At 57.9% G+C, this 23352-nt stretch carries 31 protein-coding genes and 1 other RNA gene; 17 read left to right on the top strand and 15 right to left on the bottom strand.

Annotated features, from left to right (window positions below):
* The first annotated feature begins 68 nt into the window (after positions 1-68).
* Positions 69-329 (top strand): hypothetical protein, encoded by a 261-nt coding sequence (locus DXY30_RS07170; RefSeq protein ID WP_115094039.1) that lies wholly within the window; start codon positions 69-71, stop codon positions 327-329.
* On the opposite strand, the gene DXY30_RS07165 is transcribed toward DXY30_RS07170, so the two are convergent.
* Entirely contained in the window at positions 326-1312 is a 987-nt protein-coding gene (locus tag DXY30_RS07165; RefSeq protein ID WP_115094266.1) for a ligase-associated DNA damage response exonuclease, read from the bottom strand. The genes DXY30_RS07170 and DXY30_RS07165 overlap by 4 nt on opposite strands.
* A 67-nt stretch (positions 1313-1379) precedes the next feature.
* Here DXY30_RS07165 and DXY30_RS07160 point away from each other — a divergent pair, with 67 nt between their 5' ends.
* Positions 1380-1613 (top strand): hypothetical protein, encoded by a 234-nt coding sequence (locus tag DXY30_RS07160; RefSeq protein ID WP_115021967.1) that lies wholly within the window; start codon positions 1380-1382, stop codon positions 1611-1613.
* Here DXY30_RS07160 and DXY30_RS07155 read toward each other — a convergent pair whose 3' ends face one another.
* From DXY30_RS07155 to nadA, 3 genes are all read right to left on the bottom strand, one after another.
* Positions 1614-1973, bottom strand: coding sequence for a thioredoxin family protein (locus DXY30_RS07155; protein ID WP_244281311.1), 360 nt, complete (start codon positions 1971-1973; stop codon positions 1614-1616). It abuts the gene before it with no gap.
* Positions 1974-2074: 101 nt separating this feature from the next.
* Positions 2075-2380, bottom strand: coding sequence for a hypothetical protein (locus DXY30_RS07150; protein ID WP_244281310.1), 306 nt, complete (start codon positions 2378-2380; stop codon positions 2075-2077).
* Positions 2377-3309: a quinolinate synthase NadA gene (gene nadA / locus DXY30_RS07145; RefSeq protein ID WP_244281309.1), complete on the bottom strand. Its 933-nt coding sequence runs from the start codon at positions 3307-3309 to the stop codon at positions 2377-2379. The genes DXY30_RS07150 and nadA overlap by 4 nt, the downstream gene beginning before the upstream one ends.
* A gap of 53 nt (positions 3310-3362) precedes the next feature.
* On the opposite strand from nadA, the gene DXY30_RS07140 reads away from it, so the two are divergent.
* The 3 genes from DXY30_RS07140 (at position 3363) to DXY30_RS07130 (ending at position 6214) form a co-directional block, all read left to right on the top strand.
* Positions 3363-4211 carry a TIGR04168 family protein gene (locus DXY30_RS07140; RefSeq protein WP_371638745.1) on the top strand — a complete coding sequence of 283 codons (849 nt, stop codon included), beginning with the start codon at positions 3363-3365 and terminating at the stop codon, positions 4209-4211.
* Positions 4205-5290 (top strand): hypothetical protein, encoded by a 1086-nt coding sequence (locus DXY30_RS07135; protein WP_115094034.1) that lies wholly within the window; start codon positions 4205-4207, stop codon positions 5288-5290. Before DXY30_RS07140 ends, DXY30_RS07135 begins: the two co-directional genes overlap by 7 nt.
* A gap of 207 nt (positions 5291-5497) precedes the next feature.
* The gene (locus DXY30_RS07130) at positions 5498-6214 is read left to right on the top strand and encodes a glycoside hydrolase family 104 protein (protein ID WP_115094033.1); all 717 of its coding nucleotides are present in this window, start codon (positions 5498-5500) and stop codon (positions 6212-6214) included.
* Positions 6215-6230: 16 nt separating this feature from the next.
* Here the strand turns inward: DXY30_RS07130 and DXY30_RS07125 are convergent, their stop codons facing one another.
* Entirely contained in the window at positions 6231-7040 is an 810-nt protein-coding gene (locus DXY30_RS07125; RefSeq protein WP_115094031.1) for a TPM domain-containing protein, read from the bottom strand.
* Between DXY30_RS07125 and DXY30_RS07120 the strand changes: the two genes are divergently transcribed.
* Entirely contained in the window at positions 7039-8271 is a 1233-nt protein-coding gene (locus DXY30_RS07120) for an SAM-dependent methyltransferase (RefSeq protein ID WP_115094029.1), read from the top strand. The genes DXY30_RS07125 and DXY30_RS07120 overlap by 2 nt on opposite strands.
* Here DXY30_RS07120 and aroB read toward each other — a convergent pair.
* The gene (gene aroB, locus DXY30_RS07115) at positions 8225-9340 is read right to left on the bottom strand and encodes a 3-dehydroquinate synthase (RefSeq protein WP_115094027.1); all 1116 of its coding nucleotides are present in this window, start codon (positions 9338-9340) and stop codon (positions 8225-8227) included. The two genes, DXY30_RS07120 and aroB, sit on opposite strands and share 47 nt — an antisense overlap.
* 76 nt (positions 9341-9416) lie before the next feature.
* Between aroB and DXY30_RS07110 the strand changes: the two genes are divergently transcribed.
* The 3 genes from DXY30_RS07110 to ssrS all read left to right on the top strand — a co-directional run bounded on the left by DXY30_RS07110 (position 9417) and on the right by ssrS (position 11693).
* On the top strand, positions 9417-10289 hold the full coding sequence (locus DXY30_RS07110; RefSeq protein WP_170951202.1) for a carbohydrate ABC transporter permease: 873 nt from the start codon (positions 9417-9419) through the stop codon (positions 10287-10289).
* Between the two features lie 52 nt (positions 10290-10341).
* Positions 10342-11502, top strand: coding sequence for a 5-(carboxyamino)imidazole ribonucleotide synthase (locus DXY30_RS07105; RefSeq protein ID WP_115094023.1), 1161 nt, complete (start codon positions 10342-10344; stop codon positions 11500-11502).
* Positions 11503-11509: 7 nt separating this feature from the next.
* Positions 11510-11693: non-coding RNA, 6S RNA (gene ssrS, locus DXY30_RS07100), on the top strand.
* Positions 11694-12092: 399 nt separating this feature from the next.
* On the opposite strand, the gene DXY30_RS07095 is transcribed toward ssrS, so the two are convergent.
* Positions 12093-12305 (bottom strand): hypothetical protein, encoded by a 213-nt coding sequence (locus DXY30_RS07095; RefSeq protein WP_115094021.1) that lies wholly within the window; start codon positions 12303-12305, stop codon positions 12093-12095.
* A gap of 127 nt (positions 12306-12432) precedes the next feature.
* Here DXY30_RS07095 and DXY30_RS14055 point away from each other — a divergent pair, with 127 nt between their 5' ends.
* On the top strand, positions 12433-12585 hold the full coding sequence (locus tag DXY30_RS14055; protein ID WP_170951174.1) for a hypothetical protein: 153 nt from the start codon (positions 12433-12435) through the stop codon (positions 12583-12585).
* 341 nt (positions 12586-12926) lie between these two features.
* Here the strand turns inward: DXY30_RS14055 and DXY30_RS07090 are convergent, their stop codons facing one another.
* A complete protein-coding gene (locus DXY30_RS07090; protein ID WP_115094020.1) occupies positions 12927-13202 on the bottom strand; it encodes a DUF2103 domain-containing protein in 276 nt (91 codons plus the stop codon).
* A gap of 74 nt (positions 13203-13276) precedes the next feature.
* On the opposite strand from DXY30_RS07090, the gene DXY30_RS07085 reads away from it, so the two are divergent.
* On the top strand, positions 13277-13504 hold the full coding sequence (locus DXY30_RS07085; protein WP_115021992.1) for a hypothetical protein: 228 nt from the start codon (positions 13277-13279) through the stop codon (positions 13502-13504).
* A gap of 1 nt (position 13505) precedes the next feature.
* Here the strand turns inward: DXY30_RS07085 and clpS are convergent, their stop codons facing one another.
* On the bottom strand, positions 13506-13802 hold the full coding sequence (gene clpS / locus DXY30_RS07080; RefSeq protein ID WP_115094018.1) for an ATP-dependent Clp protease adapter ClpS: 297 nt from the start codon (positions 13800-13802) through the stop codon (positions 13506-13508).
* A 72-nt stretch (positions 13803-13874) separates the two neighbouring features.
* On the opposite strand from clpS, the gene petN reads away from it, so the two are divergent.
* Together petN and DXY30_RS07070 are read left to right on the top strand one after the other, a co-directional pair.
* Positions 13875-13976, top strand: a complete 102-nt coding sequence (gene petN / locus DXY30_RS07075; RefSeq protein ID WP_011364412.1) for a cytochrome b6-f complex subunit PetN — start codon at positions 13875-13877, stop codon at positions 13974-13976.
* Between the two features lie 109 nt (positions 13977-14085).
* On the top strand, positions 14086-15441 hold the full coding sequence (locus tag DXY30_RS07070) for a hypothetical protein (RefSeq protein ID WP_115094016.1): 1356 nt from the start codon (positions 14086-14088) through the stop codon (positions 15439-15441).
* On the opposite strand, the gene psb29 is transcribed toward DXY30_RS07070, so the two are convergent.
* Positions 15423-16070 carry a photosystem II biogenesis protein Psp29 gene (gene psb29, locus DXY30_RS07065; RefSeq protein WP_115094262.1) on the bottom strand — a complete coding sequence of 216 codons (648 nt, stop codon included), beginning with the start codon at positions 16068-16070 and terminating at the stop codon, positions 15423-15425. The genes DXY30_RS07070 and psb29 overlap by 19 nt on opposite strands.
* Before the next feature lie 18 nt (positions 16071-16088).
* On the opposite strand from psb29, the gene clpP reads away from it, so the two are divergent.
* Entirely contained in the window at positions 16089-16745 is a 657-nt protein-coding gene (clpP, locus tag DXY30_RS07060; protein WP_256359546.1) for an ATP-dependent Clp endopeptidase proteolytic subunit ClpP, read from the top strand.
* Positions 16742-16912, top strand: coding sequence for a DUF2256 domain-containing protein (locus tag DXY30_RS07055; RefSeq protein ID WP_115022000.1), 171 nt, complete (start codon positions 16742-16744; stop codon positions 16910-16912). The genes clpP and DXY30_RS07055 overlap by 4 nt, the downstream gene beginning before the upstream one ends.
* A gap of 51 nt (positions 16913-16963) precedes the next feature.
* Here the strand turns inward: DXY30_RS07055 and ftsH are convergent, their stop codons facing one another.
* Genes ftsH through pyk form a run of 3 tightly spaced genes read right to left on the bottom strand, consistent with a single transcriptional unit; the run spans position 16964 to position 21637 of the window.
* Positions 16964-18883 (bottom strand): ATP-dependent zinc metalloprotease FtsH, encoded by a 1920-nt coding sequence (ftsH, locus tag DXY30_RS07050; protein WP_115094014.1) that lies wholly within the window; start codon positions 18881-18883, stop codon positions 16964-16966.
* Positions 18884-18942: 59 nt separating this feature from the next.
* Positions 18943-20172, bottom strand: coding sequence for an ABC transporter permease (locus DXY30_RS07045; RefSeq protein ID WP_115022005.1), 1230 nt, complete (start codon positions 20170-20172; stop codon positions 18943-18945).
* Between the two features lie 13 nt (positions 20173-20185).
* A complete protein-coding gene (pyk, locus tag DXY30_RS07040; protein WP_115022007.1) occupies positions 20186-21637 on the bottom strand; it encodes a pyruvate kinase in 1452 nt (483 codons plus the stop codon).
* A 56-nt stretch (positions 21638-21693) separates the two neighbouring features.
* On the opposite strand from pyk, the gene DXY30_RS07035 reads away from it, so the two are divergent.
* Together DXY30_RS07035 and DXY30_RS07030 are read left to right on the top strand one after the other, a co-directional pair.
* Positions 21694-22023, top strand: a complete 330-nt coding sequence (locus tag DXY30_RS07035; protein WP_115094012.1) for a nucleoside triphosphate pyrophosphohydrolase family protein — start codon at positions 21694-21696, stop codon at positions 22021-22023.
* An 8-nt stretch (positions 22024-22031) separates the two neighbouring features.
* Complete coding sequence (locus DXY30_RS07030) at positions 22032-22517, top strand: hypothetical protein (protein WP_115094010.1); 486 nt, start codon at positions 22032-22034, stop codon at positions 22515-22517.
* Here the strand turns inward: DXY30_RS07030 and DXY30_RS07025 are convergent.
* Positions 22506-22802 (bottom strand): YggT family protein, encoded by a 297-nt coding sequence (locus tag DXY30_RS07025; RefSeq protein ID WP_115022017.1) that lies wholly within the window; start codon positions 22800-22802, stop codon positions 22506-22508. The two genes, DXY30_RS07030 and DXY30_RS07025, sit on opposite strands and share 12 nt — an antisense overlap.
* Positions 22803-22826: 24 nt before the next feature.
* Positions 22827-23324 carry an SMC-Scp complex subunit ScpB gene (gene scpB / locus DXY30_RS07020; RefSeq protein WP_115094009.1) on the bottom strand — a complete coding sequence of 166 codons (498 nt, stop codon included), beginning with the start codon at positions 23322-23324 and terminating at the stop codon, positions 22827-22829.
* Positions 23325-23352 lie beyond the last annotated feature (28 nt).

Genomic DNA, 23352 nt, shown 5'->3' with positions numbered 1-23352 from the left:
TGTGAGCAGTGCTGGAAATCCGGTGGAGACCTGTGTTGATCTGAGCGACAGCTTCTTGAATCAGCTGGATGGCACTCCTCTGGGACAACCTGGCGCAACAACTCAGCAACGTGCGCGCTAGCGCCTCAGCCAAGGCTGTCGTGACCCCCGTGGCTGGCTCTGGTACTTCGGATGATCCTTCCGACCGTCGTCGTCGTCTTCAGAAGGCGCTTGAGGCCGTTAAAGACAGCGGCAACGCCATGATGATCGAGTCGCTCAATGCCGCGATCGACGGCCGTGAAGCGAACCTAAACCTTCCTGAGCTCCCCGACGGCGTCGCCAAGTTTTAGTCCGCTTCCCCTTCAAACAGGGTCTCCAGCGGTTCCGCATCCACACCCTCCACCTCCCGCAGGTATCGGGCCAGAACGTCGCTCTGTCCATGCGTGACGTACACCTTACGGGCGCCGCTGTCTAGAACGGTCTGGATCAGTCCAGGCCAGTCGGCGTGATCACTAAGCACAAACCCTCGCTCATAGCCCCGGCGGCGTCGGGCTCCGCGCACGGCCATCCAGCCGGAGGCAAAGGCGGTTTGGGGTGACTTGAAGCGGCGCATCCAGCTGGAGCGATGGGCTGATGGCGGCGCCAGGATCAGTCGCCCATGGAGCGGATCCTTGCGGGGCAGTTCGCTGACGGGACGGCTGGGGGTCATGGGAACCCCAGCATCCCGGTAGTGACGGGTCACGGTCTCCACGGCACCGTGCAACAGCACTTCCTCCTCCACGCCGATGGCCTTGAGCTCAGCCAGCAAGCGTTGGGCTTTGCCGAAGGCGTAGCAGAACAGCAGTGACGGCCTGCTGCGATCACCGCTCCACCAGGCATGGATGTCTTGGGCTACCTGCTCCCCGCTTTGCCAGCGATAGATCGGCATTCCGAAGGTGGCTTCGGTGATCAGCACATCGCAGCGCACCGGTTCAAAGGGATCGCAGCTGGGGTCGTCATCACGCTTGTAATCACCGCTGACCAGCCATACTTCACCCTCGGATTCCAGGCGGATCTGCGCTGAGCCGAGCACGTGTCCTGCACTGTGAAACGACACCTTGCACTGGCCGAGCCAGAGTTCTTCGCCGTAGGCCACCGGGTGAAGCGTGATGTCTTGTCCGAGCCTCTGGCGAAGAACCCCTTCACTGGACGCCACAGCCCAATACTCTCCGCATCCGGGCCTTGCATGATCGGCATGGGCGTGGGTGATCAGAGCCCTGGGGACTGGGCGCCATGGGTCGACCCAGGCCTTCGCTGCTCGGCAGTACAACCCTTCGGGAGTGCGTTCGATCAAGCCCCGCTGCTGATCGCTGCAGACAGTCTGAAAGTCCCGTAGTTTGATCGCGTTTGTTGTCATCGCGATGAAACTGCTCGTTGCCGCTCTCTTTGCCTCGGCTTTGGCTGTTCCCAGTTCCGCCCTGGCCCAGAAGAAGATTCCCAAGGCCCAAGGCCATAACCAGTGCCCCCTGGGTTATGTCAACACCTTGGGCACGACATGTGTCTCACCAATCTATTACGAGATGATGCCCACCAACGGTGAAGCCTGCCCTTCCGGATGGATGAATGTTGGCGCTGGTTATTGCCGTAAGAAGTAATCAATTCTGTTGGGGTGTTTTCAGATCACTCCAGCGTTCGAGGGCGTTGATCGATTGAACGCCCTCAAGCCGCGTTGATCCAGGCCGCGTCCATGTGGGTATGGATCGAATGTTTTCATCCCTGCATTGGCTGAGCTGGTCTGGATATTTGTCGGGGAGATCGCATTCCACGTAGTTCAGCTCGCGTCCGGCTTGTTTGCCGAAGAGTTTCATCTGCTCCTTGCAGGCAGGACACCAGTGCGCACCAAAAAATTTGGCCCCGATCTTGTTGAGTTGCTCGGCGAGTTCAATCGTTAACTGTGTTGATTCTGTAGCTGGTTCAGGGATCGGTTGATTCCAGGTTTGCGCAGAAACCTTCATCGATGAACCCAATGTGATGACTGCCAAGAAGGCCAGGATTTCCATAGTCTTCGAACAGCTCACAGGGTGCTTCACGACACGATGTTTTTTGACTTGAAAATCTATTCCAATCCGATGGATTGAACGTCGCAGGCTGTGTCAACCTCACGGGCAAGCTGCTTGAGATCACCGTCGATGTAGCTGACTCCAGTTCGAGGTCCGCCCGATCGGAGTTTGAACTGCTTGCCGGTGGCGATGGAGTAGGTCGCCTTGAGCTGATCAACATTTTTTGTGCCTCGACCCCATTCCTCACAGAGGAACGCCTTCCTCTCTTGCTCGCTCATGTTTGAGCAGGCTGCGAGGAGCACCGCCGTGCCCAGTCCACACCATTGCTGAAAACCTTTGATGGTCGCCTGATCCGGTTTCACCGGCTCATTTCAAGCATGCGCTGCATGGGTTTCAGGGCCTTCAGGCGCACGGTTTCATCCATGTCGATTGCAGGCGTGAGGGTTTCCAGGCAGGCCTTCAGTTTCTCAAGGGTGTTGAGCCGCATGTAAGGGCAGGCATTGCAGCTGCAGCCATCCAGCCCAGGGACGTCGAGCAACGTTTTCTCTGGAACCCGTTGCTGCATCTGATGCAGGATCCCCGGTTCCGTCAGAACGATGAAACTGGGAGAGGCACTTTGTTCTGCGTAGTTCAAGAGTTTGCTGGTGGAGCCAATGAAGTCCGCCAGATCCAGCAGGTTCTGCTGGCATTCAGGGTGGGCAATGACTTCCGCTGAGGGATGTTCGTGCTTAAGCGCAAGCACGGCTTCTTCGCTGAATGTTTCGTGGACGATGCAGCGTCCAGGCCAGAGGGTTAGGTCTCGACCGCTCTGTTGCTGCACCCAGCGCCCCAGGTTTTGATCTGGAGCGAACAGAACCGGCTGATCCGTTGGTAGTTGATTGACCAGATCCACTGCATTGCTGCTGGTGCAGATCAAATCGCTCTGCGCTTTCACTGCTGCTGTGCAGTTGATGTAGCTCACCACAAAGTGGTCGGGGTGTTCCGAACGAAACTGGGCAAAGTCGTCTGCAGGACAGTCATCCGCCAGAGAGCAACCGGCATCTAAGTCGGGAAGGACAACTGTTTTCTCTGGGCTGAGAATCTTGGCGGTCTCTGCCATGAAATGCACACCGCAGAACACGATCACATCTGCATCGGTGCTGGCAGCTTGTCGCGATAGATCCAGTGAGTCGCCAACGAAATCGGCGATGTCTTGAATCTCAGGTTCCTGGTAGTAATGCGCCAGGATCACGGCATTGCGGTCTTCGCGAAGCCGGTTGATCGCCGCAACAAGGGCGGTGTCAGCGCTCATCAGGACCGGTTCAGGGCAGGATGAACACAGCCTAGGCATCCGCTCTGACGCACCTGCGACTTGCCATTGCTGGTGATCTGCATGGCGCCTGGGGCGATGCGGACGAGCAGCTTCTGCAGATCCTCAAGCCCGATGCTGTTCTCTTCGTTGGTGATCTCTCCGATGGCGACCTGCGCCTGACGCGCAGGATCACGCGTCTTCCGTTTCCCGTGGCCGTGATCCTGGGGAATCACGATCGTGGGCGGGATCGCAGTGGGGGCGTCCTTGAGCAGCAACTAGCTGTACTCGGTGATCTTCACTGTGCTTGGCGGGCCATCCAATGGCAGGAGCTCCCCTTGACGATTGTCGGTGCACGTCCCTGTAGTGCGGGAGGTGGTTTTCATCTCTCAAATGCTGTGGAGGCGGTGTACGGCCCGGTGTCGCTTGAGGCGTCCGCCGATCGGATCGTTCAGGCCGCGGCAGATGTGCCCGCCGATCAGCCCTTGATCGTGATGGCCCATTGCGGTCCCACGGGGCTGGGATCGGATGCAGCCAGTCCCTGTGGTCGGGATTGGAAAACGCCAGCTGTTGACTGGGGTGATCAGGATCTTGCCCTCGCCTTGGATCGCATGGCCCGGAATCGACCTGCAGATCTGGTGATTTTCGGCCACATGCACCATGCCCTCAAACGGGGCTCCGGTCTCCGGCAGAACCTGCTGCGCCACCGCCACGGAACGGCACTGATCAATGCTGCCTGCGTGCCGCGCTCCGGGCTTGATGGCCAAGATCGGCCCCTTATGCATCTCTCCTGGGCTGAATTCCAGGGCCCCCAGCTGACTCAGCTGGCCCATCGTTGGTACACCTCAGACGCTGAGCTAATCCATCAGGAGCAGTTGTCGATGGATGCTCCCTCGTCGTGCTGATCTACACCTGCAGCAGCAGCCATGGCTTTGGCCACGCGGCTCGGGATGCGGCAGTGCTGCAGGAGCTTCGACGCCTGCGTCCCGAGTGGACTCTGGTCATGAGTTCGGGGCTCCCACCCCCTGTACTGAAGCGTCTGCTGGGGGATTCGTCCATTCAGCAACGCTCCTGTCGGTGGGATGTGGGCATGGTGCAGGCCGATGCCCTCGGTGTGAATCGCGCCGCCACACTCACTGCTCTTGATCAGCTGGAGCAAAGGCTGCCGGCCTTGATTGAGGCTGAAGCCATCTGGGCGGCGTCGCAGGGGCAGCCGGTGCTGGTCCTCGGGGACATCCCCCCCGCTGCGGCAGCGTTGTCCCAGCGGGTGGATGCACCTCTGGTCTGGATGAGCAATTTCGGATGGGATGACATCTATGCCCCCTTGGGACCTTCGTTTCAACGGCGTGCTGAGGCCGCGGCCATGGCCTATCGCCGTGGTGATCTGTTGCTGCGCTGTCCGTTTGATCTGCCGATGAACTGGGGCCTGCCTGAACGGAGGCTCGGGTTGGTCTGCGGTACGCCGCGAGCGATCCCGGCGGATCTGGAGGCTTTTTGGGATTCCATTGATGTGCCCCTGGTTCTTGTTGGGTTCGGTGGCATCGGCCTGTCCCTTCGCAGTGATCTGTTTCAGCTTTGGCCCAACCACCATTTCCTACTTCCGGCCTCAGCCACGGCCTCGCAACAGCCTGAGCTGGCTGAACTCCCCAATCTCACAGTTCTGCCGGAGGGGGTGCGTCCTGTCGATGTGCTCGGCCGCTGTGCCCGTTCTCTGGGGAAGCCGGGATTTAGCAGCTTCTGTGAGGCGATGGCCCAGGGTGTTGGGCTTCACGTGGTTGAGCGCAGCGGATTTGCTGAAGCGTCGGCCTTGATGGATGGCCTGCAACGGCACGGTCAGCACCGATTCCTCAGCCGGCTGGAGCTGGACGCAGGAGCATGGCACTTGGACCAGCCTTTGTTGGCGCCGACGGAGGCACCTCTTTCTGCATTAGGGGCTCAAGAAGCCGCTTTGGCACTGGTGAGCTGGGTTGAAAAGCATTTTTAATTTTCAGCGTTAAAAGAATCTTTTTCGCGCCAATTCGCGCCCACGCTGATGGCTTGTCCAATTGTTTGACTGGCATATATACCTATTGCTTTGAACCTTTGGTTCGACAAAGTCACCGCGAGTGGAAATTTTTTCCGCCTGAGCACCTCATCCGCTTCTGATGTGCTTCTCGTCCTCTTTTGAGGGCATGCTCTTTGAACGCTTTTTATGGCTATCTCTGCATTCATCGGTCGTCAGACGCTTTCAGCGGCCGTGATCGTCGGAGTTCTGCCTGCAGTTTGTTCTGTTCTGCCCGCTCAAGCCAGCTTGCTGCCCCCTGCCTCGCGGGCGCAGTTGGTTCACACCCCCGAAGTCCAGCCCAGCCTGGCAATTCCCTACGTGATTACGCCCGAACGTCGGGCAATGCTCAACACGATTCGCTTCGCTGAAGGCACCTGGAAAGGTGGTCTGGATGTTGGCTATCGGGTGATGTTCGGTGGTGGCTTGATGCCCTCTCTCGACCGTCATCCCAATCGCGTGATCTACAGCTCCCGCTACTCCAGTGCTGCCGCCGGGGCCTACCAGTTCATGCCGTTCACCTGGAACCTTGTCCAACGCAGCATCGGTGTACGGGGGTTTGGTCCTGAGGCTCAAGATCAGGGCGCTTTGTTTTTGATTCAGCGCCGTAAAGCACTTGTTCTGACCGACAGCGGCGTGCTCAGCCCAACCCTCGCTGCCAAGCTGGCTCCTGAGTGGGCGTCATTTCCCACTCTTGCTGGTCGCAGCTACTACGGCCAGCCCGTCAAAAAATATTCGCGACTGCGGTCGTTTTACGACGTGAATCTTGCTGAGCTCCGACGCCTCCGCGATCTGAAGCGTCAGGCCCTCGTTGCCCCACCTTCGATCTGTACCGGGTCGCGCATCGCGTGCGCAACCCAGCTCTGAGGGGCATCAATTCTCCTCAACCTTCTGTGTCGCTCTGTAGGCGACGCCCCACTGTGACCTGGGCGATCAGATAGGCAGCAATGCCGCCACCGAGGAAGCCAACCGTATTTCTCAGAATGGGCAAATACTCAGATGTTCGCGTGATGACGGGCGCGATACCGAAGACGCCAAACAACATCACCCAAAGTGGTGACAGCAAAAGCATCCAGCCCCAGGCAATCGTTTCATTGTCCTTGCGGGGGTAGGCCGCAAAACCTGCAATTAAGCCTCCAAAAACCGATGTGGTTAGCGTCCATAGCCACTGTTCTTGCGGAAGTCCTGGCACGACCTGACAGCCGCCCCGGTCAAGACAGATCTCCACAGCATTGAGCGCGTCGAGCACAGCTCCGTCTTCACCGTGCTCCTTTACGTAGTACTGGTTGCCGTAACGGGTCTGCAGTTCGACCCAGTAGGTGCGCGGCATCATCGCGAAGTAGGCATCGCCGACGTTGAAGTTCAGCAGATTCCCCCCCCGTGGGTCTGCCACCAGCAGCAGGCTGCTTTCATCCAACCCCCAGAACTCGCGAATGGCTAGTCCTGGCGTGCGTTCGTACTGCGTCAACACTCGCATTTTCCAGCCTGTGCGCTCTTCCACATCACCAAGGGATGCCTCCAACTGGGCCCTTTGGGTATCACTGAAAACCTTGGCGAGGTCGATGACCGGGGTGGGGTGATCTGGCAGCAGCTCGGGGTTGTCGTAGGCATCAGCGGGAGTCACCAGAACACCCAGGCTGACCAGAGCCACCACGACGAAGCTCCATAGATGTTGGATGCGATGTGTTCCCATGGAACTGCTGCAGCGACCGGCATTCTCTCCAATGAAACCGATAGCTGCGGCCTGTCCCGACTGGTTGGCAACGCATCTGCAACAGGCGGGGGGGGCCGTTCCGTTTTCCCGGTTCATGGATCTGGCTCTCAACGAGCAAGAGCATGGCTACTACGGAGCAGGCCGTGCCCGCATCGGAACCCAGGGTGATTTCGTCACGTCTCCATCCCTGGGCAGCGACTTCGCTGCCCTGCTGGCGCTCCAACTCCTGACCTGGCTTGCTTCGCTGTCCAGAACGGATTCTGATCAGCGCCTTTCGATAGTGGAAATCGGGCCTGGGGAAGGCCATCTTGCCCGGGATCTGATCGCCCAACTTCTCTGTTCCGACTCAGCGCTTCTGCCTCAGATCGAGATGGTTCTGGTGGAGGCGAACCCCGGCATGCGTCAGCGACAGCAGGCCCTGCTTCAGCAGGTGGATGGTTTATCGGTGCGGTGGTGCTCCCTTGAGCAGCTGCGAAGTGATCCGGTGCGTGGGGTGGTGATCGCCCATGAGTTGCTGGATGCCCTCCCGGTAGAGCGATTGGTGTGGCGTGATGGATCACTCCAACAGGAGTGGGTTGAACTGGATCAAACCCATGGGCTGCAGACGACCCATCGGCCCCTGCCAGTTGCATTGCAGGACGAGATCAACCGTGTGTGCGTCAATCGCGGCATCCAGCTGCCTCCCCCCGATGCAGAGGAGGGTTGGACCACGGAGTGGAACAGTGCACTGCCCGATTGGTTCGCCACGGTGGCCGACGCTTTGGATGCGGGAGTGCTCCTGGTGATTGATTACGCCCTGGAAGCCCATCGCTACTACACGGCTCGGCGCTCGGAGGGCACCCTCATGGCTGTTCGAGCCCAACAGGCGGGCCTGTCGCCGTTGCATCAGCCCGGCGAGCAGGACCTGACGGCACATATCTGCATCGATGTTGTTGCTGAGGCGGCCAAGGGCAGCGGCTGGTTGGTGGGTGATCAGGCCAAGCAGGGGGAGGCGCTCCTTGCACTAGGACTCGCGGCGCGTCTCCATGACCTTCAACAGCTGCCTGGCCAACGTCTGGCGGAAGCCTTGCAGCGCCGTGAAACCCTGCTTCGGCTGGTGGACCCTTCGGGCCTTGGTGCCTTCCGCTGGCTCACCTATCTCAGGGGATTGCCCGAGGGGGGCTTCAGCCTTGCAGTCGCTCCAGGCAACTCAGAATCTCCTCGCGACTGACGTCATCGCGAATTTCGACAGAACCGATTCCTGTTGGGAGAACGAAGCGCAACCGACCGTCGCGAACCTTCTTGTCACCCTGCAAGCTGTCCAGAACCGCGTCCGCTGAGAGAGCGGGCCAGGCAGTTGGCAGGCCCGCTCTCTCGATTATCCGGCGTTGCCGCTCTGCGTCTTCACGACTCCAGCTACTCCGCAGCACGGCGAGTTCGCCCACCGCCACCATGCCGATGGCGACTGCTTCTCCATGCAACCATGTGCCGTAGCCGCACAGTGTTTCAACCACGTGGCCGAAGGTATGGCCGTAATTCAGGATTGCTCGCAAACCTCCTTCCCGTTCATCAGCCTCCACCACTCGTGCCTTCGCAGCAGCGGATCGACTCAGGATTGAGCTCAAGCGTTCTGCTCCAAGCCCAGAGGGCGTGCTCGGGTCATTGCAGGCCTCCAGCTCATCAAACAGTTCCGTATCTCCGAGAATTCCGTATTTGATCACCTCCGCCATGCCGGCACGGAATTCCCGTTCGGGAAGGGTGTTGAGGGTCGATGGATCGATCAGCACCAGTCGAGGCTGGTGAAAGGCGCCGATGAGGTTCTTGCCGCGGGGATGGTTGACGCCGGTCTTGCCACCGATGGATGCATCGACCATGGCTAGAAGGGTGGTGGGCACCTGGACGACCTGAATGCCCCGCAGCCAGGTTGCTGCTGCAAAACCTGTCATGTCTCCCACAACGCCACCGCCCAGGGCCACCATCAATGAGCTGCGTTCGAGCTTTGCGCTGTAGGCCGCATCGTGAATTTCTGCCACGGTGGCAGGCGTTTTCTGATGTTCGCCGGCGTCAATCACAAGGAGTTCAACACTGAAGCCTGCGTCCTTGAGGCTGTTCAGGCACACGTCGCCATAAGGGGTGGCGACATCCGGGTTGCTGACCACAAGAACACGACGACCCTGCTGGACTCCTGATCCCAGCATCTGCTGGCCGAGGGTGGCCAGGCCGCCTGCTCCGATCACAACGTCGTAGGGATTGCGCTCCAGAGCAACGCGGATGTGATGCAACGGGGTGATTGTGGTCATGAAACCGTTGGAACCCACCTACTCTCGCAACAGTGTCGCTGGTCCAGTGCTCGACCGATCAGGGCTCGACAAATCAGTGCGCAACTCTCTTTCAGCCTGGGCGTTCCTCTTGCCCGCGGTGATTCTGATCAGTCTGTCGGTGTTGGTTCCGGCGTTGATGGCCTTGCTGATGAGTTTCACCGCCACGGGGCTGGACGTCAGTGAACCCCTGCGCTTCGTGGGCCTGGCCAATCTTCAGCGATTGGTGTCGGATCCCATGGCGCGTCAGGTGCTGGTCACCACATTTCTGTATCTGATCGGTGTTGTTCCCCCAATCGTTCTGGGGGCATTGGCGCTAGCTGTTCTGGTCAACCAGGGTTTGCCAGGACGTTCCTTGCTGCGGGGTGCCTTCTACACCCCTGTGCTGGTGTCAATCGTGGTTGCTGCCATCGCCTTTCGCTGGCTTTACGCCGAGAACGGTCTGATCAACGGATGGTTGAGCGTGCTGCTCGGAGATGCCTTTAGCCCGATCGGTTTTCTCACAACCCCACAGCTGGCGCTTCCAGCGGTGATGTTGGTGACCCTCTGGAAGGGTCTCGGTTACTACATGGTCATCTTTCTGGCGGGTCTCCAGGGGATCCCCAAGGAGCTCTACGAGGCAGCTGAGCTTGATGGCAGCGAGGGATGGAGAAAGCATCTCGACATCACCTTGCCCTTGATGGGCCCCTACGTGACCCTTGTCGCTGTCGTGTCGTCGATTGCTGCCACGAAGGTCTTTGAGGAGGTGTTTCTGATGACCCAGGGAGGTCCGGCCGATGCCACGCGAACCATCGTTTATTACGTCTACGACCAGGCCTTTGCTGAATTGGAGATCAGCTACGCCTGCACCTTGGGCTTGGCCCTGTTCCTAGTGGTCCTTCTGTTCACCATGATTCGTCTGGCCTTTGCCGGCGATCGTCCGTTGATTTGACGCTGTCATCGGCCCCGCAAAGTGGCAAGCTGCGAGAGACGGCTCGGACACAATGATCGGTGTTGTGGGAGGTGGTCAGCTGGCACGGATGCTTGTGCAGGCCGCCACGCAACGACAGGTTCCGATCGCGGTGCAAACCTCCAATGCAGCGGATCCTGCTGCCGGATTGGCGGCGCGTCATGTTGAGGCGGATCCCCGTGATGTGGCTGGAACCCGTGAGCTTGTGGTGGGCTGTGACGGCGTCACCTTTGAGAACGAGTGGGTCAACATCGACGCCCTTCTTCCGCTTGAGCAGCAGGGGGTTCGCTTCCGCCCGTCGTTGGCCGCTCTGTCGCCACTTGTCGACAAACTCTCGCAGCGTCAGCTGCTCGACGACCTGGCGATTCCCAGTTCACCCTGGTGTCCGCTCAGTCTGATTTCTCCGGCCCAACCTGCTCTTCCCCAGGGTTGGACCTTTCCTGTGATGGCGAAGGCGTCCCGTGGGGGATACGACGGCAAGGGCACGGTGGTGCTGCGTGATATCGATGCCCTTGCGCAGTTGTTGCGGTCCGTCCCAGCAGACGACTGGCTTCTGGAATCGTGGGTGGATTACGAGCTGGAGCTGGCTCTCGTCGTCAGCCGAGATCAAAAAGGAAGGATCCGCCACTTCCCACTGGTGCAAACCCACCAGCATCAACAAGTCTGTGACTGGGTTCTGGCACCTGCGCCGGTGGACCCGTCGGTGGCGGCTTTGGCATACAACGTTGCGGCATCGCTGATGACGAAGCTCAGCTACGTCGGCGTGCTGGCCTTGGAATTCTTTTACGGGCCAGCAGGTCTGCAAGTGAATGAAATTGCCCCTCGCACCCACAATTCAGGCCATTTCTCCATCGAGGCCTGCACCAGCAGTCAGTTTGATCAGCAGCTCTGCATTGCTGCCGGCCTCCCCGTGCCGGAGCCAGAGCTGAGCAGCTGCGGTGCCTTGATGGTCAACCTGCTGGGCCTGGATCCAGCCTGCCATCCGCCTTTGGATCAGCGGCTTCAGGCGCTTCAGGCCATACAGGGTCTTCATCTGCACTGGTACGGAAAGTCGCCGGAGACACCGGGTCGCAAGTTGGGGCATGTGACGCTGCTTCTCGAGGGCGACACGGTTCTGAAGCGGCGCGATGAGGCCGACTTAGCACTGGCGGCCATTCGCAGGATCTGGCCTCTCCAGAGCGAGAGTCCCGATTAGTGTTGTGGATGAACTGCTGTGTTGGTGACGGCCTTTCTTTAGTGCTCTGATCTGACTCTCTTTCGACTTGGGGAGACTGTCGTGACGGTGACGTAGACCGGCCATGCAGCCGGAAACGAAGCCCCACTTTGTCGCCCCTTCTGGTTCTTCCAGGTCGATCACTGGGGCTCGCACGGCATGGTGGTTCACCCTCTTCAACCTTTGCCTGGGCGTGAAGAAGTTGTCGAAAAATGTGAGAAAGGGCTCTTATGTATTTAATGAATAGCTTAAATGCGGTTAGTTTCGAAAGCTATTTTTCGTAATCCTGTCTTTAGTAAATGAGGTTTTAGGCTTCTAAGTTATTGTCTAGTAGGTTCTGTCGTCTGGTTGTCAACGAGGATGGTTGTTCTTGTTAGTGTGGTAATCCTCTCATCATCCAAGACTCTGCAAGAAAGAACAAAAGGAAGAATGTGCTGATGCAAATGACCAGGGTCTTACCGTTCACTCTGTAATCGTTAGCTCTTGTGGAGTCTAAATTCTTTGCGTTGAGGCTGCACTAACTGATGTTCGAGCAAAGGTGTAATGGTTGATTCAATAAAGCCTTTCGTGATCTAGCTTTCGGAGTGGTTGAACTCTTGGAGTGCATATTGGGCAAGGCATTTGTTTTTTTCTGTATCGGTGAGCGAGATGGTGGTCACGCTTTGATGCCAGTTTCGACGGTTGATCAGTTCGTTGAATTCGGTCAGCGCGTCTTCAAGATCGTCGAAGACTCCTATGCTCTCGGTGCTTTGTGGTCCTTGCCTGACTTCAATTTCAAGGGGCATGGGAGATCTTTGGAGCTTTCGAAGGTTAGCCGCGAAGGGATGTGTAGTCGATGATGCTTACTGCTGTGTGAACATGGCTTGTCAATGACTTGATCGTCTTTAAGGTCTGGATGGTTGCAATGCTTTCATGCGCGATCCTCGGCTTGACGAACTAATTCAAATGGAAACCTGGGATTGGTGGAAAGCTCAGGTTTTTTATCTGCGGGAAAAGAAGGATTATCCGGGTGCCGAAGCCTTGTTTTTAGAGTTCAAGTTAACCGCCCCGGAATCAAAAGCTTGAGTCTGGATTGATCTTGTCAGCATCATGAAAGTTAAGATCTAGTTTCTTTTTATCCAAATTCTCTTTATTAATTAGGTCTTCACTGTCACCTGAATGTCAACTATCCATGCTTTTGCCGCTGTGTTCATGGTGACAGCCGGAATGTCGTGCTTAGACCTTTCCAGCAGCCCCAGGGTGAGCGCCGTCACCTTTCTGCCTGATGACGCAGAAATTGCTTGCCGAGCGATTCTTCCCCAGTGCTTCAAGCGATCCGACTGGGCTGCGCTCTGCGCTGGTGATCCCGACTTTGCGGAGGGCCATCCAGAGTCCTGTCGAGCTTCAGGCTTCCAGCAAATACCACCTCAGGGGCGGTGATGCAATACAGCCCTCTCCAGGTCAGGTCGACTCATGGATGTCACGACAAAAACCTCTTGGGCTGAGCTTCCTTTGCGAGCGACAAGCTTGTACCCCCCATGGATTTGCGTCGATACCCGTAGCTGAAGATCGGGGCTTCTCCCACGGACCCTGCAGATCACAGCAGGGGTAATCGTTTGAATATTCGTCTCCTGAGCCAGCGCCTTCAGCCATGGGATCAATCCCTGCACATAGGTGCTGTGGGTGATGACAACCCGGCCCAAAGCTGAATGAAAACCTGAGAACTGGTGAAAGTTAGCCACTTTGGCTATGCCAGAGAGAGAGCTCCGGAGCTGTGATGCTGAAATCAGTTGACGCTCTTCGCCTCGTGATTCGTGGCCCACTGGAAGATGCGTGCGGCCCTCAGGCGCGCATGCTCACCGCAGAGGTGCACGGAACGGAAGTACGGGGTCTGGCCCTCTGCCCTGGCCGTGTGGTTCGTTTTGTGATGGATGAACGGTTACAGCGTCTGCAGATTGATGATCGACTCCGGTTGACCAAGGCCAGCCGCAAACCAGCTGCCTAGATCAACAGCGTTCTATCGGGGCCATGGTGAGTCCCTCGGCCTGCAGCTGCTGGTGGTACAGCTCGGCTTGCTCTAGGGGGCCACACCAAACCTCAGCTGAACCCTGTCGATCAATCTTGTTCGCAAGGTTCCAGGCGTTGTCCTCACTCATGCCAGGAATGATCTTGCGCAGGCAATCCACCACATGCTGAAAGGTGTTCACATCGTCGTTCAACACGATGACGCGAGCTTGGGGATAGCGCTGGGTCGTCTCCTGGCGCTCCATCACTGCTGAGGAACCGGGGCTGGAGCTGGTCATGACAGTTGCCTCCGGCAGTACGAAATCATGCTTGACCCTAGGTAGGATCTCAACAATCAAGTGGTCAAGCGCATGTTGTTCACTCTGGGTTGGGCTTCCTTGGCCGCCATGTTCAGTTTCTCTATCGCCATGGTCGTCTGGGGACGCAACGGTGACGGAACCCTGAACTTCTGATCGAATCTGTGCTTCAAGACGCACCACTTTTTAGCCAGACCCTAGCGGTCACGGCAGCAGTGCTTCTTGGCTTCGTCAGCGTTGCCGTGATCTACCTCTCAACGATCGAATGGAGAGACCGGCGACGCCGCAAGGGTCCAACCAAATCTTCATCCTGATTGGTTCCATTCGAAGGCAGCTTGTTGCTTATCCGTGTACTGCTCTACTGCTGGGTCTGATTCTTGTTGTTCCTAGCCTGCTGCTCAGCGCGTCCAAGCTCACCCCCACTCTCAATCGCCGAGGAACAGCAGAGCTGTTCGAGATCACAAGAAACGCTCGGCTTGTTCAGAGTTTTGAAGCTGATCCAACGTCTCCCGTCCCTCTGATCTGGCAAAAGCGGCTTTCTCCTGAGGCTGCTCTTGATCGTTGGAAACGCCACGGACGTGCTGTTTGGTGGCTGATCTGGCTGGATGACGGTGAACCCGTTCTTGCTCTCCCGAGCTCATCGGATCCCTCTTCTCTGGATCTTCTTTTTGCTGATGAGCTGCATCGCATCAGCTTTGAGCAACTCCCCCCGCTTGAGTCACGTACACCGTCGCCACTGGAGCAGAACTGCCTGAAGCGTCTCACCAGCGCAACAGCCGTTCAGTGGCAACCATCGGGGTTGGCGTCGATCAGTGGGCCCCTGTTCCCCTCCTTGGCAAGTGTGACTCATGGCTGCCTTCGTGTTGTGCTTCAGGGAGATCGGCTTATGGCTGAGGGGCCTGTCGCCTCCAGCCCCTTTGTGTCCCTAAAGGATGGACAGGCTCGAGGTCGCCCCAATCGTTTTCGGTTCGATTCCTCCTTGGGTTATCTCCAGCTGAACAGCGTTGCTTTGCAGCCACTGCTCGGATCCTTCCTGAACAACCCATTGATCGCTGAGCAGCTGACCAGCCGTTATGGACTCCCTCAGGAGCTTCGTGATGTTCTGCTCGCTGCTCCTGTCGTTCTGCGCGTGGATGGCCTCGACGATGGTCGCTTTCGCGCCTTCTTTCAAGCCAGGTTGATGCTTCCAGCTGATCAAATCGGCAATCTCAAGGCCAGCCTTGATGCTGTTTCAACAGCCTTGTTGCGGCGGGGATTCCAACGTGAGCAACGCCCACTGCTGATGCCCAAGGGGCCTGGCTCCAACCGTTTTGCCGATGTCTGGCTGGATCCCCAGGGTGATCTCAGTGGTGGATGGTCGCTTGGTCCTGAGACGCAGGGACGGGTTGAGTTGCTGCTTGCCCTGGGCGAAGCACCGACTCTTGATCAGGCCCCTCTGAAACGCCATGGTCAACAACGTCTTCGTCTCCGAGGCCGACCAAATGAATTAGTTAGGCTGGGCTGGATTGGACCGGGCTGGCCCAGTGTGATTCGCAACGCATCTCAGCTGGAGCTTGAGATGACAGCACTGCCTAAAGAGCGACAGCCCGGATGGCTGCGGCTTCAGTTGCTACTGCCCTGACCCTGTTCCGCTAAACGGCGCTCCTTTTTCCGCTTCTCGGCCGCAATGGTCTCTTGCACAAGGTCAACCGCCTGGTCCATCCGTTCTCTGTTTGAGCCAAACAGCGACAGATCTTTCTCGACACGATCTGCGGGTAAGCCGAGGCTTTCGGCGAGTTCCTTGCACTGTTCGCCCAGGGCCTGCCTGTCAGGACTGCTGCCATCCACTCCGGCAGCCTCAAGCAGGCGCATCAGTCCTACTGCCATCAATCGCGAATAGTGGCCGTCATCGGGGAGACGTTTGGAGGACAGCCAGGTCTTGATGCTGTCTAGATCTTTGCCTTTGGCCTCATCAATCAGCATTGTGCTGGTCTTACGCAGGTCTGCAGCGTCAAAGCCATTGCTGCTGCAGAGGGCGCTGAACAAGCCTTCTGTCTGGGCTTCCGGCCGATATCCCTTCGTAAAGGTGTCGAACACTGTGCAGAGTCCGACGCTGAAGAGCGCATTGGCTTCAAAGCGACTCTGATGGCTCAGCAGGTGCAGCTCCACCAGCAACTCGTCAGCCAGCCTGCGATACAGCGGTGCGATGACGTGGGGAAAGGACTGATGAAACGACCGTTTGCTGTCCGCGATGGTCTGACTTTCGGCCAACGTGCAGTCCATGAATGAATGGCCGGAACCCTAGCGCCGCAGACATCGCCGTTAGGATCATTCGACCCTGCTCAAGCTCAAATGATCCCGATTGTGATTGAGGAGTCCGGCCGGGGGGAAAGGGCCTTTGACATTTATTCCCGACTTCTGCGCGAGCGGATCATCTTCCTTGGTGAAGCAGTCACGAGTGACTCTGCCAATCGGATCGTTGCTCAGATGTTGTTCCTCGAAGCTGAGGATCCTGAAAAAGATATCTACCTCTATATCAACTCCCCTGGAGGCTCTGTTTACGACGGCCTCGGCATCTTCGACACCATGCAGCACATCAAACCGGATGTGCACACCGTTTGTGTGGGCCTTGCCGCCAGCATGGGTGCCTTTCTTCTCTGTGCCGGCACCAAGGGCAAGCGCAGCAGCCTTCAGCATTCCCGAATCATGATTCACCAGCCTTTGGGTGGTGCACAGGGACAGGCGAGTGACATTCGGATCCAGGCTGATGAAATTCTCTTCCTGAAGGATCGACTCAATCAGGAGCTTGCTGATCGCACAGGTCAACCGCTGGACCGTATTCAGCACGACACGGACCGTGATTTCTTCATGTCCCCTACCGAAGCGGTGAACTACGGCTTGATTGATTCGGTGATCGACAAGCGCCCCGTTCAGGCTGTCGCTTGAAGCGGGGTGGATCCAAAAACGGAGGTTTAAAAAACAACCGTCCCAGCAAGATCTGCCCGGTATGCGCCCGACCATTTGAGTGGCGCAAGGCCTGGAGAAATTGTTGGGATGACGTTGTCTACTGTTCCGATCGCTGTCGTCGACGTAAGAACAAATCGAACCCATAAAAAAGCCCCCGCCTGATTAAGGCGGGGGCTTTTAGTTGTTGGATCTTGGACTCAGTCCAGGGTGACTACGGTGCGGTCTTTTTCAGGAACAGCGGTGAATTCAGCGACAACAGCCTTGAACTCATCACCATTCATGGTTTCCTTCTCAATCAGCAATTCCACCAGGCGGTCGATAGCTTCGCGATTGGAAGCCACGATCTCCACGGTTTCGTCATAACAGCGCTTCACCATGTCGCGCACCTGAATGTCGATCTGCTGGGAAATCGACTCGGAGATTTCGCTACGAGACATCAAATCCCTGCCTAGAAAGACTTCCTGACCACCACCCTCAAGGGCAACAGGTCCAAGATCACTCATGCCTAGCCGGGTCACCATGTTCCTGGCCATCGAAGCCACCTGCTGGATGTCGCCACCAGCTCCAGTGGTGACTTCTTGGTGACCGAAAACAACGTCTTCGGCTGCCCGACCGCCAAGAGCGCCCATGATTCGCGCTTTTAGCTGTGCACGGGTGACAAGGGTTTGCTCCTCATCCGGCGAGAACCAGGTGAGACCTTGAGCTTGACCACGAGGAACCAGGGTGACCTTCTGAACAGGGTCGTGATCCTTAACCAGAGTTCCGATCAAGGCGTGACCAACCTCGTGGTAAGCGATCAGACGCTTGCTGCGACCGTCGGTAAGGGGACGTCCTTCCATGCCGGCGATGATGCGGTCGACCGCGTCGTCGATCTCACTCAGACCGATGGAGTCCTTCCTGCGGCGGGCGGTGAGGATGGCTGCCTCGTTCATCAGGTTGGCCAGGTCCGCACCGGTGAAACCAGGGGTTCGGCGGGCAATGCTTTCTAGAGAAAGCTCTGCGTCAAGCTTCTTGTTGCGGCAGTGAACATCGAGGATGGCAAGACGACCTTTGATGTCAGGAGCATCAACGGTCACCTGGCGATCAAAACGACCGGGTCGCATTAACGCTGAATCGAGTACGTCGGGACGGTTGGTCGCCGCAATGATGATGATTCCGCTATTTCCTTCAAATCCATCCATCTCCGTCAGGAGCTGGTTCAGCGTCTGCTCGCGCTCGTCGTTGCCTCCACCGATTCCCGCACCGCGCTGACGGCCAACGGCATCGATTTCATCGATAAAGATCAAGCAAGGGCTGTTTTCTTTGGCCTTTTTGAACAAGTCGCGGACACGGCTGGCACCAACACCAACAAACATCTCAACAAACTCAGAGCCCGAAAGAGCAAAGAACGGAACCCCTGCTTCACCTGCAATGGCTTTGGCGAGAAGTGTTTTGCCTGTTCCAGGAGGGCCGACCAGCAGCAGGCCACGAGGGATCTGAGCACCCACGGAAGTAAATCGCTCGGGCTGCTTGAGGAAGGTGACGACCTCTTCGAGTTCCTGCTTGGCTTCTGTGACGCCTGCGACGTCGTCAAACATCACGCCAGTTTCGGCTTCCATCATGAACTTCGCCTTGCTCTTGCCAAATTGCATGGCTTGACCAGGGCCGCCAGGCATGTTGCTGTTGCGGCGGGCCAGAAAAATCAGCGCACCGATCAGCAAAAGTGGGAACAGGAGATTGCCCAGCACGCCAAGGGCAGGTGGTGCCGTGCGAGGGGGATGGATATCGAAGCTGATGCCTTCAGTTTTGAGTGTGTTGATCAGCTCCGGAGCAAGGCCTGGGAGGTCAACGCGAAGTCTCTGAACTCTGTTGTCGAGGTCTGGATCGACTGCTTCCACGACTGCATTACGGCCCCCGTCATAGATATCAACGGCGGTCACACGACCTGCTTCGACGTAGTCGAGGAAGCGGCCGTAGCTCATGCGGGCCACCGCTGCATTGCGTGGAGCAACAGTGGTGCCATTGCTGTCTTGGCTGAGGCTATTGATGCCTCCGTTGCTGACCACCTGCCAACCAATCAGCAACACGACGCCGATCGGCAGAAGCCAGAGAGCAAGAAGGCGCCAGCGCTGATTCATGAGCTGAAAGAAATCGTTAACTAGTGTAAAGGAGATGGGCTGGATTTCGGGGGCCTTGTTTAGAGGCTTCTCAGGGCCACAATCGGGTCGAGCTTGGCGGCTCTTCGGGCCGGAACGACGCCGAAGAACAGTCCGATCGATCCTGAGAGTCCCACCGTGACAACAACTGTTGTCGCGCCGATTGCGGCCGGGAGTGGAGTGAATGCAGCCACAAGGCTCACTGTTCCCAGACCAACCAAGGTGCCGATGGCGCCGCCCAGGCTGGCGAGCACCAGCGACTCCACAAGAAACTGCTGCAGCACATCGCTGCTGCGGGCTCCCAAGGCCTTGCGCAGACCGATCTCCTCGGTGCGCTCGCTCACGGAGACCAGCATGATGTTCATGATCCCGATGCCGCCCACCAGGAGAGAGATCCCTCCGATGGCAGCGAGCATCAGAGTGAGGCCTCCGGTGATGGTGCCGACGATGGTGAGGGCATCCTTCTGGGAACGCACCGCGAAATCGTCATCCCGAAGAATCCGGTGACGCTGCCTCAGCAGATTGGTGATCTGGAACTTGGCAGCGCCCGTGCTTTGTTCATCCCTTGCTTCAACACTGATGAAGGTGAGGCTGACGCCGTAAATGGGATCCCGACCGGTGATCCGGCTCACCATTGTTGAGAGAGGGATATAAGCATTCTCATCCTGGTTGCTCCCGAACACGGCTCCTTTCGGGGCCATCACACCGACAACCTTGAAGGCCTGATTGCCAATGCGAACCTGCTGACCGATCGCCGCACCGGTTGGAAACAGTTTTGTCCGCAGATCAGAGCCCAAAACCGCAACAGCCCGAGCGCCTGATTCGTCCTGGGAACTGATGAAACGTCCCTTCGCTACCTCAAAGCTGCGAACCGGCACAAACTCCGGTGTGACGCCGTAGATCGAACTTGTGGCACTGCGCGCCCCGGCCTGAACCACCTGGTTGCTGTTGATTTGGGGCGCCACCCGCTTGACGCTGGGGACTTGTTCCGCGATGGCTTCTGCGTCTTCAAGCACGAGGGTCTTCGGACGCGTTACTCCCTGGCGACGGGTGTTGTTGTTGCCCGGAACCACAAACAAGACGTTGGCGCCGAGATTGGTCAGCTGCTCTTCAGCCAGCCCCTGAGCACCACGTCCAACGCCCACCAGGGTGATCACAGAGGCGTTTCCGATCACGATGCCCACCATGGTGAGCAGGCTGCGAAGTCGGTTGCTCCGCAGGGTGGACAGGGCCATCCGCACCGTTTCAGTGGCGGGCATGCGCCGGTTCATGGTGTGTTGTCGTTCAGAGCAGTGTCGCCTCAGCTTCGTTGCTCACGATGCTCACTTTGACCAGATCAGTGGATCCAGAGACCCCTGCATGGGTGCCTGCGGACTGAATGACGAGATCTCCCTCCTTGAGCAGGTTCAGCTCCCTGGCTTTAACCATGGCCGCGTGAAAGGTCTGCGTGGTGCGTTCTCCCTGAGGGATGACAAGCGGGGTCACCCCCCACACCAGCTGAAGGCGACAGGCAACGGTGCGATCAGGTGTGATGGCCAGGATCGGCGCCGCCGGTCGGAACTTGCTGACGTTGCGTGCCGTTGCGCCACTTTTGGTGAGTGGAACAATCGCCGATGCGTTGAGTTGGCTGGCGATTGTGCTGACCGCACCACTCAACGCGTTGGGAATTGTGCTGGGTAGGTGGCTGTCGATGGAGCGCTGGGGATAGTCCTTCTCGATCCGTTGGGCGATGGTGGCCATGGTCTGCACTGCTTCCACGGGGAAATCCCCCACAGCGGTCTCGTTGGACAGCATCACAGCGTCGGTTCCATCAAGGATGGCGTTTGCCACATCGCTAACTTCGGCACGGGTTGGCCGGGGGCTGGAGGCCATTGAATCCAGCATCTGGGTCGCCGTGATGATCGGAATGCCCAGGCTGTTGGCCTTGCGGATGAGTTCCTTCTGCAGCAAAGGAACTTCCTCCGCCGGCATCTCCACCCCCAGGTCACCACGGGCCACCATCACGCCGTCGCAGAGCGGAAGAATGGAATCGATCTGATCGATCGCCTCAAATTTCTCGATCTTTGCCACGACAGGGGTTTCATGACCGTGGTCACGGATCAGCCCGCGGATTTCCTCCATGTCGGAGGGGTTGCGAACGAAGCTGAGGGCAACCCAGTCCACGCCCTGACTGAGACCGAAAGCCAGATCAGTCTTGTCCTTGTCGGTCAGGGCACGGACGGAAAGCTGAACGTCGGGGAAGTTGACGCCCTTGTTGTTCGAAAGAACACCGCCAACGGTGACGGTGCAATGCAGGGTCTGCTCCGCTTTGTCGACGGCATCGACCTTCATCTCGACACGGCCGTCGTCGAGAAGAATCCTGCTCCCGGCAGTGACTTCGTCGGCCAGCTTGTCGTAGGTCACCGTTGCGATGGTTTTGTCGCAGCTCACCGGTCGTGAGGTGAGCGTGAACGGATCCCCGTTGGCCAGGGTGATCGGCCCCTCAGCGAATCGCCCCAGCCTGATTTTTGGACCCTGAAGGTCCTGGAGGATGCCGATGGTCTGCCCCAATTCTTCAGACACCTGACGAATGGTGGCGATGCGTGCGGCGTGTTCGCTGTGGTCTCCGTGGGAGAAATTCAGCCTGAACGTCGTCGCGCCAGCCCTCACAAGTTCCTTGATGCGCTCTGGACTCTCAGTGGCTGGTCCGATGGTGGCCACGATCTTGGTCCGTCGGTTCAGGTCGAACTGGCCCATATCGTGGCTGAAAATCCTTGCGGAAACTACCATCCGGGCGTTTCCTAACGGGCCCCATGGAGATGAATTCCTATCAGGACGCCGCTCGAAAGACGGCTGCCTACCCGGATGTGGGCTGTAATCCGATTTATCCGACCCTCGGTTTGACGGGAGAAGCTGGCGAGGTTGCCGACAAGGTCAAGAAGGTGATTCGCGATCGTCAGGGTGTCTTTGATGTTGAGACCCGCGAAGCGATCAAGTTGGAACTAGGCGATGTGCTCTGGTACGTGGCTCAGCTGGCCAGCGAATTGGGTTATGACCTAAATGAGGTGGCAGAAGCCAATCTTCAAAAACTGTCGAGCCGAGCTGCCCGTGGGCGCATCGGCGGCAGCGGTGACCAACGTTGATCTGCCCGATGTTTCGTCGTTTTTTTACGATTCTTTTGAGCTTGCCGCTCTTGCTGGGACTGGCACTGCCCTGCGATGCCGCTGAACTGCAACTCAGTGGAGTTCGCTTGGATCCCTGCGGTGAACAGGACCCCGGTAATCAGCCCGACTTGAGCCGTCCGGTGGGTGCCAGCTGCTATGTGCTGACGGGTGACGTTGAGAACAGCAGCCGGGACAGCGTTGTCGACACCGACGTTTACGCACGAATCCTGGACGCCAGTGGTGAACCTGTGCTTCCAAACAGAACCCGGGTGGGATCGATCGGCGACGTAAGCCCAGGTCAATCCCAGTTTGCGTTGCGTATTTCGGTTCCTGCCGGAACGCCAGGACCGTTCGAGATTAAAAATGCCCGGGCTCGTGGTTTCAAGGCGCCTGTTCGAACCCGCGTCGATGCAGACGACGACGATCTGCTGCCGCTTGAACGGGGTATCAATCTGGATTCTTTACCAGGTTGATCCCGACATGTAAAAAGCACTGATGGACTGCCCCACCAGGCTCTGAAGCAGGTTCAGGGCTAGGAACGCCAGGATGGCGGACAGATCGATTCCCCCCAGGGGCGGAATGAGTCCCCGGAAGGCGTTGAGGTAGGGATCGGTGATCGCACTGACGCTGCTCAGCACCGGGTTGCCCCAGTCGAGGTTGGGGAACCAGCTCAGCAGTACCCGAACGATCAAGACCAGGGAGTAAATCTGCAGGGTCTGGGACAGCACCTGCAGCAGGGTGACGGGAAGAGATTCCATGACGAGGGCTGATCTACTCCGACTTTATGCAGCTTCTGTCAGATCGGTTGCTCCGAGATCAGGAAGCACGGAGAAGGTGCGATGGAATTTTTCGGTGAGGGTGATCCAGTAGGAGCGGCCTTCACTTTGACGGCGGCGTTCGATGAACTCCTGTGCCACCAGTTCCTTGATGTGGTCGTAGGCACCCGATCCACGCAGATCCACGAGATCCGATTGGAGAATCCGCTTCTTCAGGGCAATGGTGGCGAGGGTTCGCAACGTCGCGGTGGAGAGATTCACCGGCAGCAGGTCTTTCACGAGATCGCCCATGCCCGGCCTCAGCTGCAGGCCGTAGCGACCGCTCTGCTCAACGATCTCCAGCGCACTGTCTCGCTGGGCGTAGGAGGCGGTGAGAGCCACGAGCGCTTCCTCCACTTCGCGACGCTCGGAGCCCGCCAGCTCAGCCAGTTCGCCGACACTGACGGGTCTGCCCTTCAGATAAAGAACGGCCTCGAGCCGTGTGGGCAGGGATGCAGACGTCATCACAACCCCTGAAGAGCACTCAAGTTAC

The organism is Synechococcus sp. UW106 (assembly GCF_900474015.1).
Lineage (GTDB): Bacteria > Cyanobacteriota > Cyanobacteriia > PCC-6307 > Cyanobiaceae > Parasynechococcus.
This window is presented reverse-complemented; position numbering and strand designations above follow the sequence as displayed.

What these genes read in the sequence shown, in the direction of transcription:
- DXY30_RS07170 (WP_115094039.1), top strand. Translation starts at nt 69, where the DNA reads ATGGCACTCCTCTGGGACAACCTGGCGCAACAACTCAGCAACGTGCGC.
- DXY30_RS07160 (WP_115021967.1), top strand. Translation starts at nt 1,380, where the DNA reads ATGAAACTGCTCGTTGCCGCTCTCTTTGCCTCGGCTTTGGCTGTTCCC.
- DXY30_RS07155 (WP_244281311.1), bottom strand. Translation starts at nt 1,973, where the DNA reads ATGAAGGTTTCTGCGCAAACCTGGAATCAACCGATCCCTGAACCAGCT.
- nadA (WP_244281309.1), bottom strand. Translation starts at nt 3,309, where the DNA reads ATGAGCGCTGACACCGCCCTTGTTGCGGCGATCAACCGGCTTCGCGAA.
- DXY30_RS07130 (WP_115094033.1), top strand. Translation starts at nt 5,498, where the DNA reads ATGGCTATCTCTGCATTCATCGGTCGTCAGACGCTTTCAGCGGCCGTG.
- DXY30_RS07120 (WP_115094029.1), top strand. Translation starts at nt 7,039, where the DNA reads ATGGAACTGCTGCAGCGACCGGCATTCTCTCCAATGAAACCGATAGCT.
- DXY30_RS07125 (WP_115094031.1), bottom strand. Translation starts at nt 7,040, where the DNA reads ATGGGAACACATCGCATCCAACATCTATGGAGCTTCGTCGTGGTGGCT.
- aroB (WP_115094027.1), bottom strand. Translation starts at nt 9,340, where the DNA reads ATGACCACAATCACCCCGTTGCATCACATCCGCGTTGCTCTGGAGCGC.
- DXY30_RS07105 (WP_115094023.1), top strand. Translation starts at nt 10,342, where the DNA reads ATGATCGGTGTTGTGGGAGGTGGTCAGCTGGCACGGATGCTTGTGCAG.
- DXY30_RS07095 (WP_115094021.1), bottom strand. Translation starts at nt 12,305, where the DNA reads ATGCCCCTTGAAATTGAAGTCAGGCAAGGACCACAAAGCACCGAGAGC.
- DXY30_RS14055 (WP_170951174.1), top strand. Translation starts at nt 12,433, where the DNA reads ATGCGCGATCCTCGGCTTGACGAACTAATTCAAATGGAAACCTGGGAT.
- DXY30_RS07085 (WP_115021992.1), top strand. Translation starts at nt 13,277, where the DNA reads ATGCTGAAATCAGTTGACGCTCTTCGCCTCGTGATTCGTGGCCCACTG.
- clpS (WP_115094018.1), bottom strand. Translation starts at nt 13,802, where the DNA reads ATGACCAGCTCCAGCCCCGGTTCCTCAGCAGTGATGGAGCGCCAGGAG.
- petN (WP_011364412.1), top strand. Translation starts at nt 13,875, where the DNA reads ATGTTGTTCACTCTGGGTTGGGCTTCCTTGGCCGCCATGTTCAGTTTC.
- DXY30_RS07070 (WP_115094016.1), top strand. Translation starts at nt 14,086, where the DNA reads ATGGAGAGACCGGCGACGCCGCAAGGGTCCAACCAAATCTTCATCCTG.
- clpP (WP_256359546.1), top strand. Translation starts at nt 16,089, where the DNA reads ATGGCCGGAACCCTAGCGCCGCAGACATCGCCGTTAGGATCATTCGAC.
- ftsH (WP_115094014.1), bottom strand. Translation starts at nt 18,883, where the DNA reads ATGAATCAGCGCTGGCGCCTTCTTGCTCTCTGGCTTCTGCCGATCGGC.
- DXY30_RS07045 (WP_115022005.1), bottom strand. Translation starts at nt 20,172, where the DNA reads ATGAACCGGCGCATGCCCGCCACTGAAACGGTGCGGATGGCCCTGTCC.
- pyk (WP_115022007.1), bottom strand. Translation starts at nt 21,637, where the DNA reads ATGGGCCAGTTCGACCTGAACCGACGGACCAAGATCGTGGCCACCATC.
- DXY30_RS07035 (WP_115094012.1), top strand. Translation starts at nt 21,694, where the DNA reads ATGGAGATGAATTCCTATCAGGACGCCGCTCGAAAGACGGCTGCCTAC.
- DXY30_RS07030 (WP_115094010.1), top strand. Translation starts at nt 22,032, where the DNA reads ATGTTTCGTCGTTTTTTTACGATTCTTTTGAGCTTGCCGCTCTTGCTG.
- DXY30_RS07025 (WP_115022017.1), bottom strand. Translation starts at nt 22,802, where the DNA reads ATGGAATCTCTTCCCGTCACCCTGCTGCAGGTGCTGTCCCAGACCCTG.
- scpB (WP_115094009.1), bottom strand. Translation starts at nt 23,324, where the DNA reads ATGACGTCTGCATCCCTGCCCACACGGCTCGAGGCCGTTCTTTATCTG.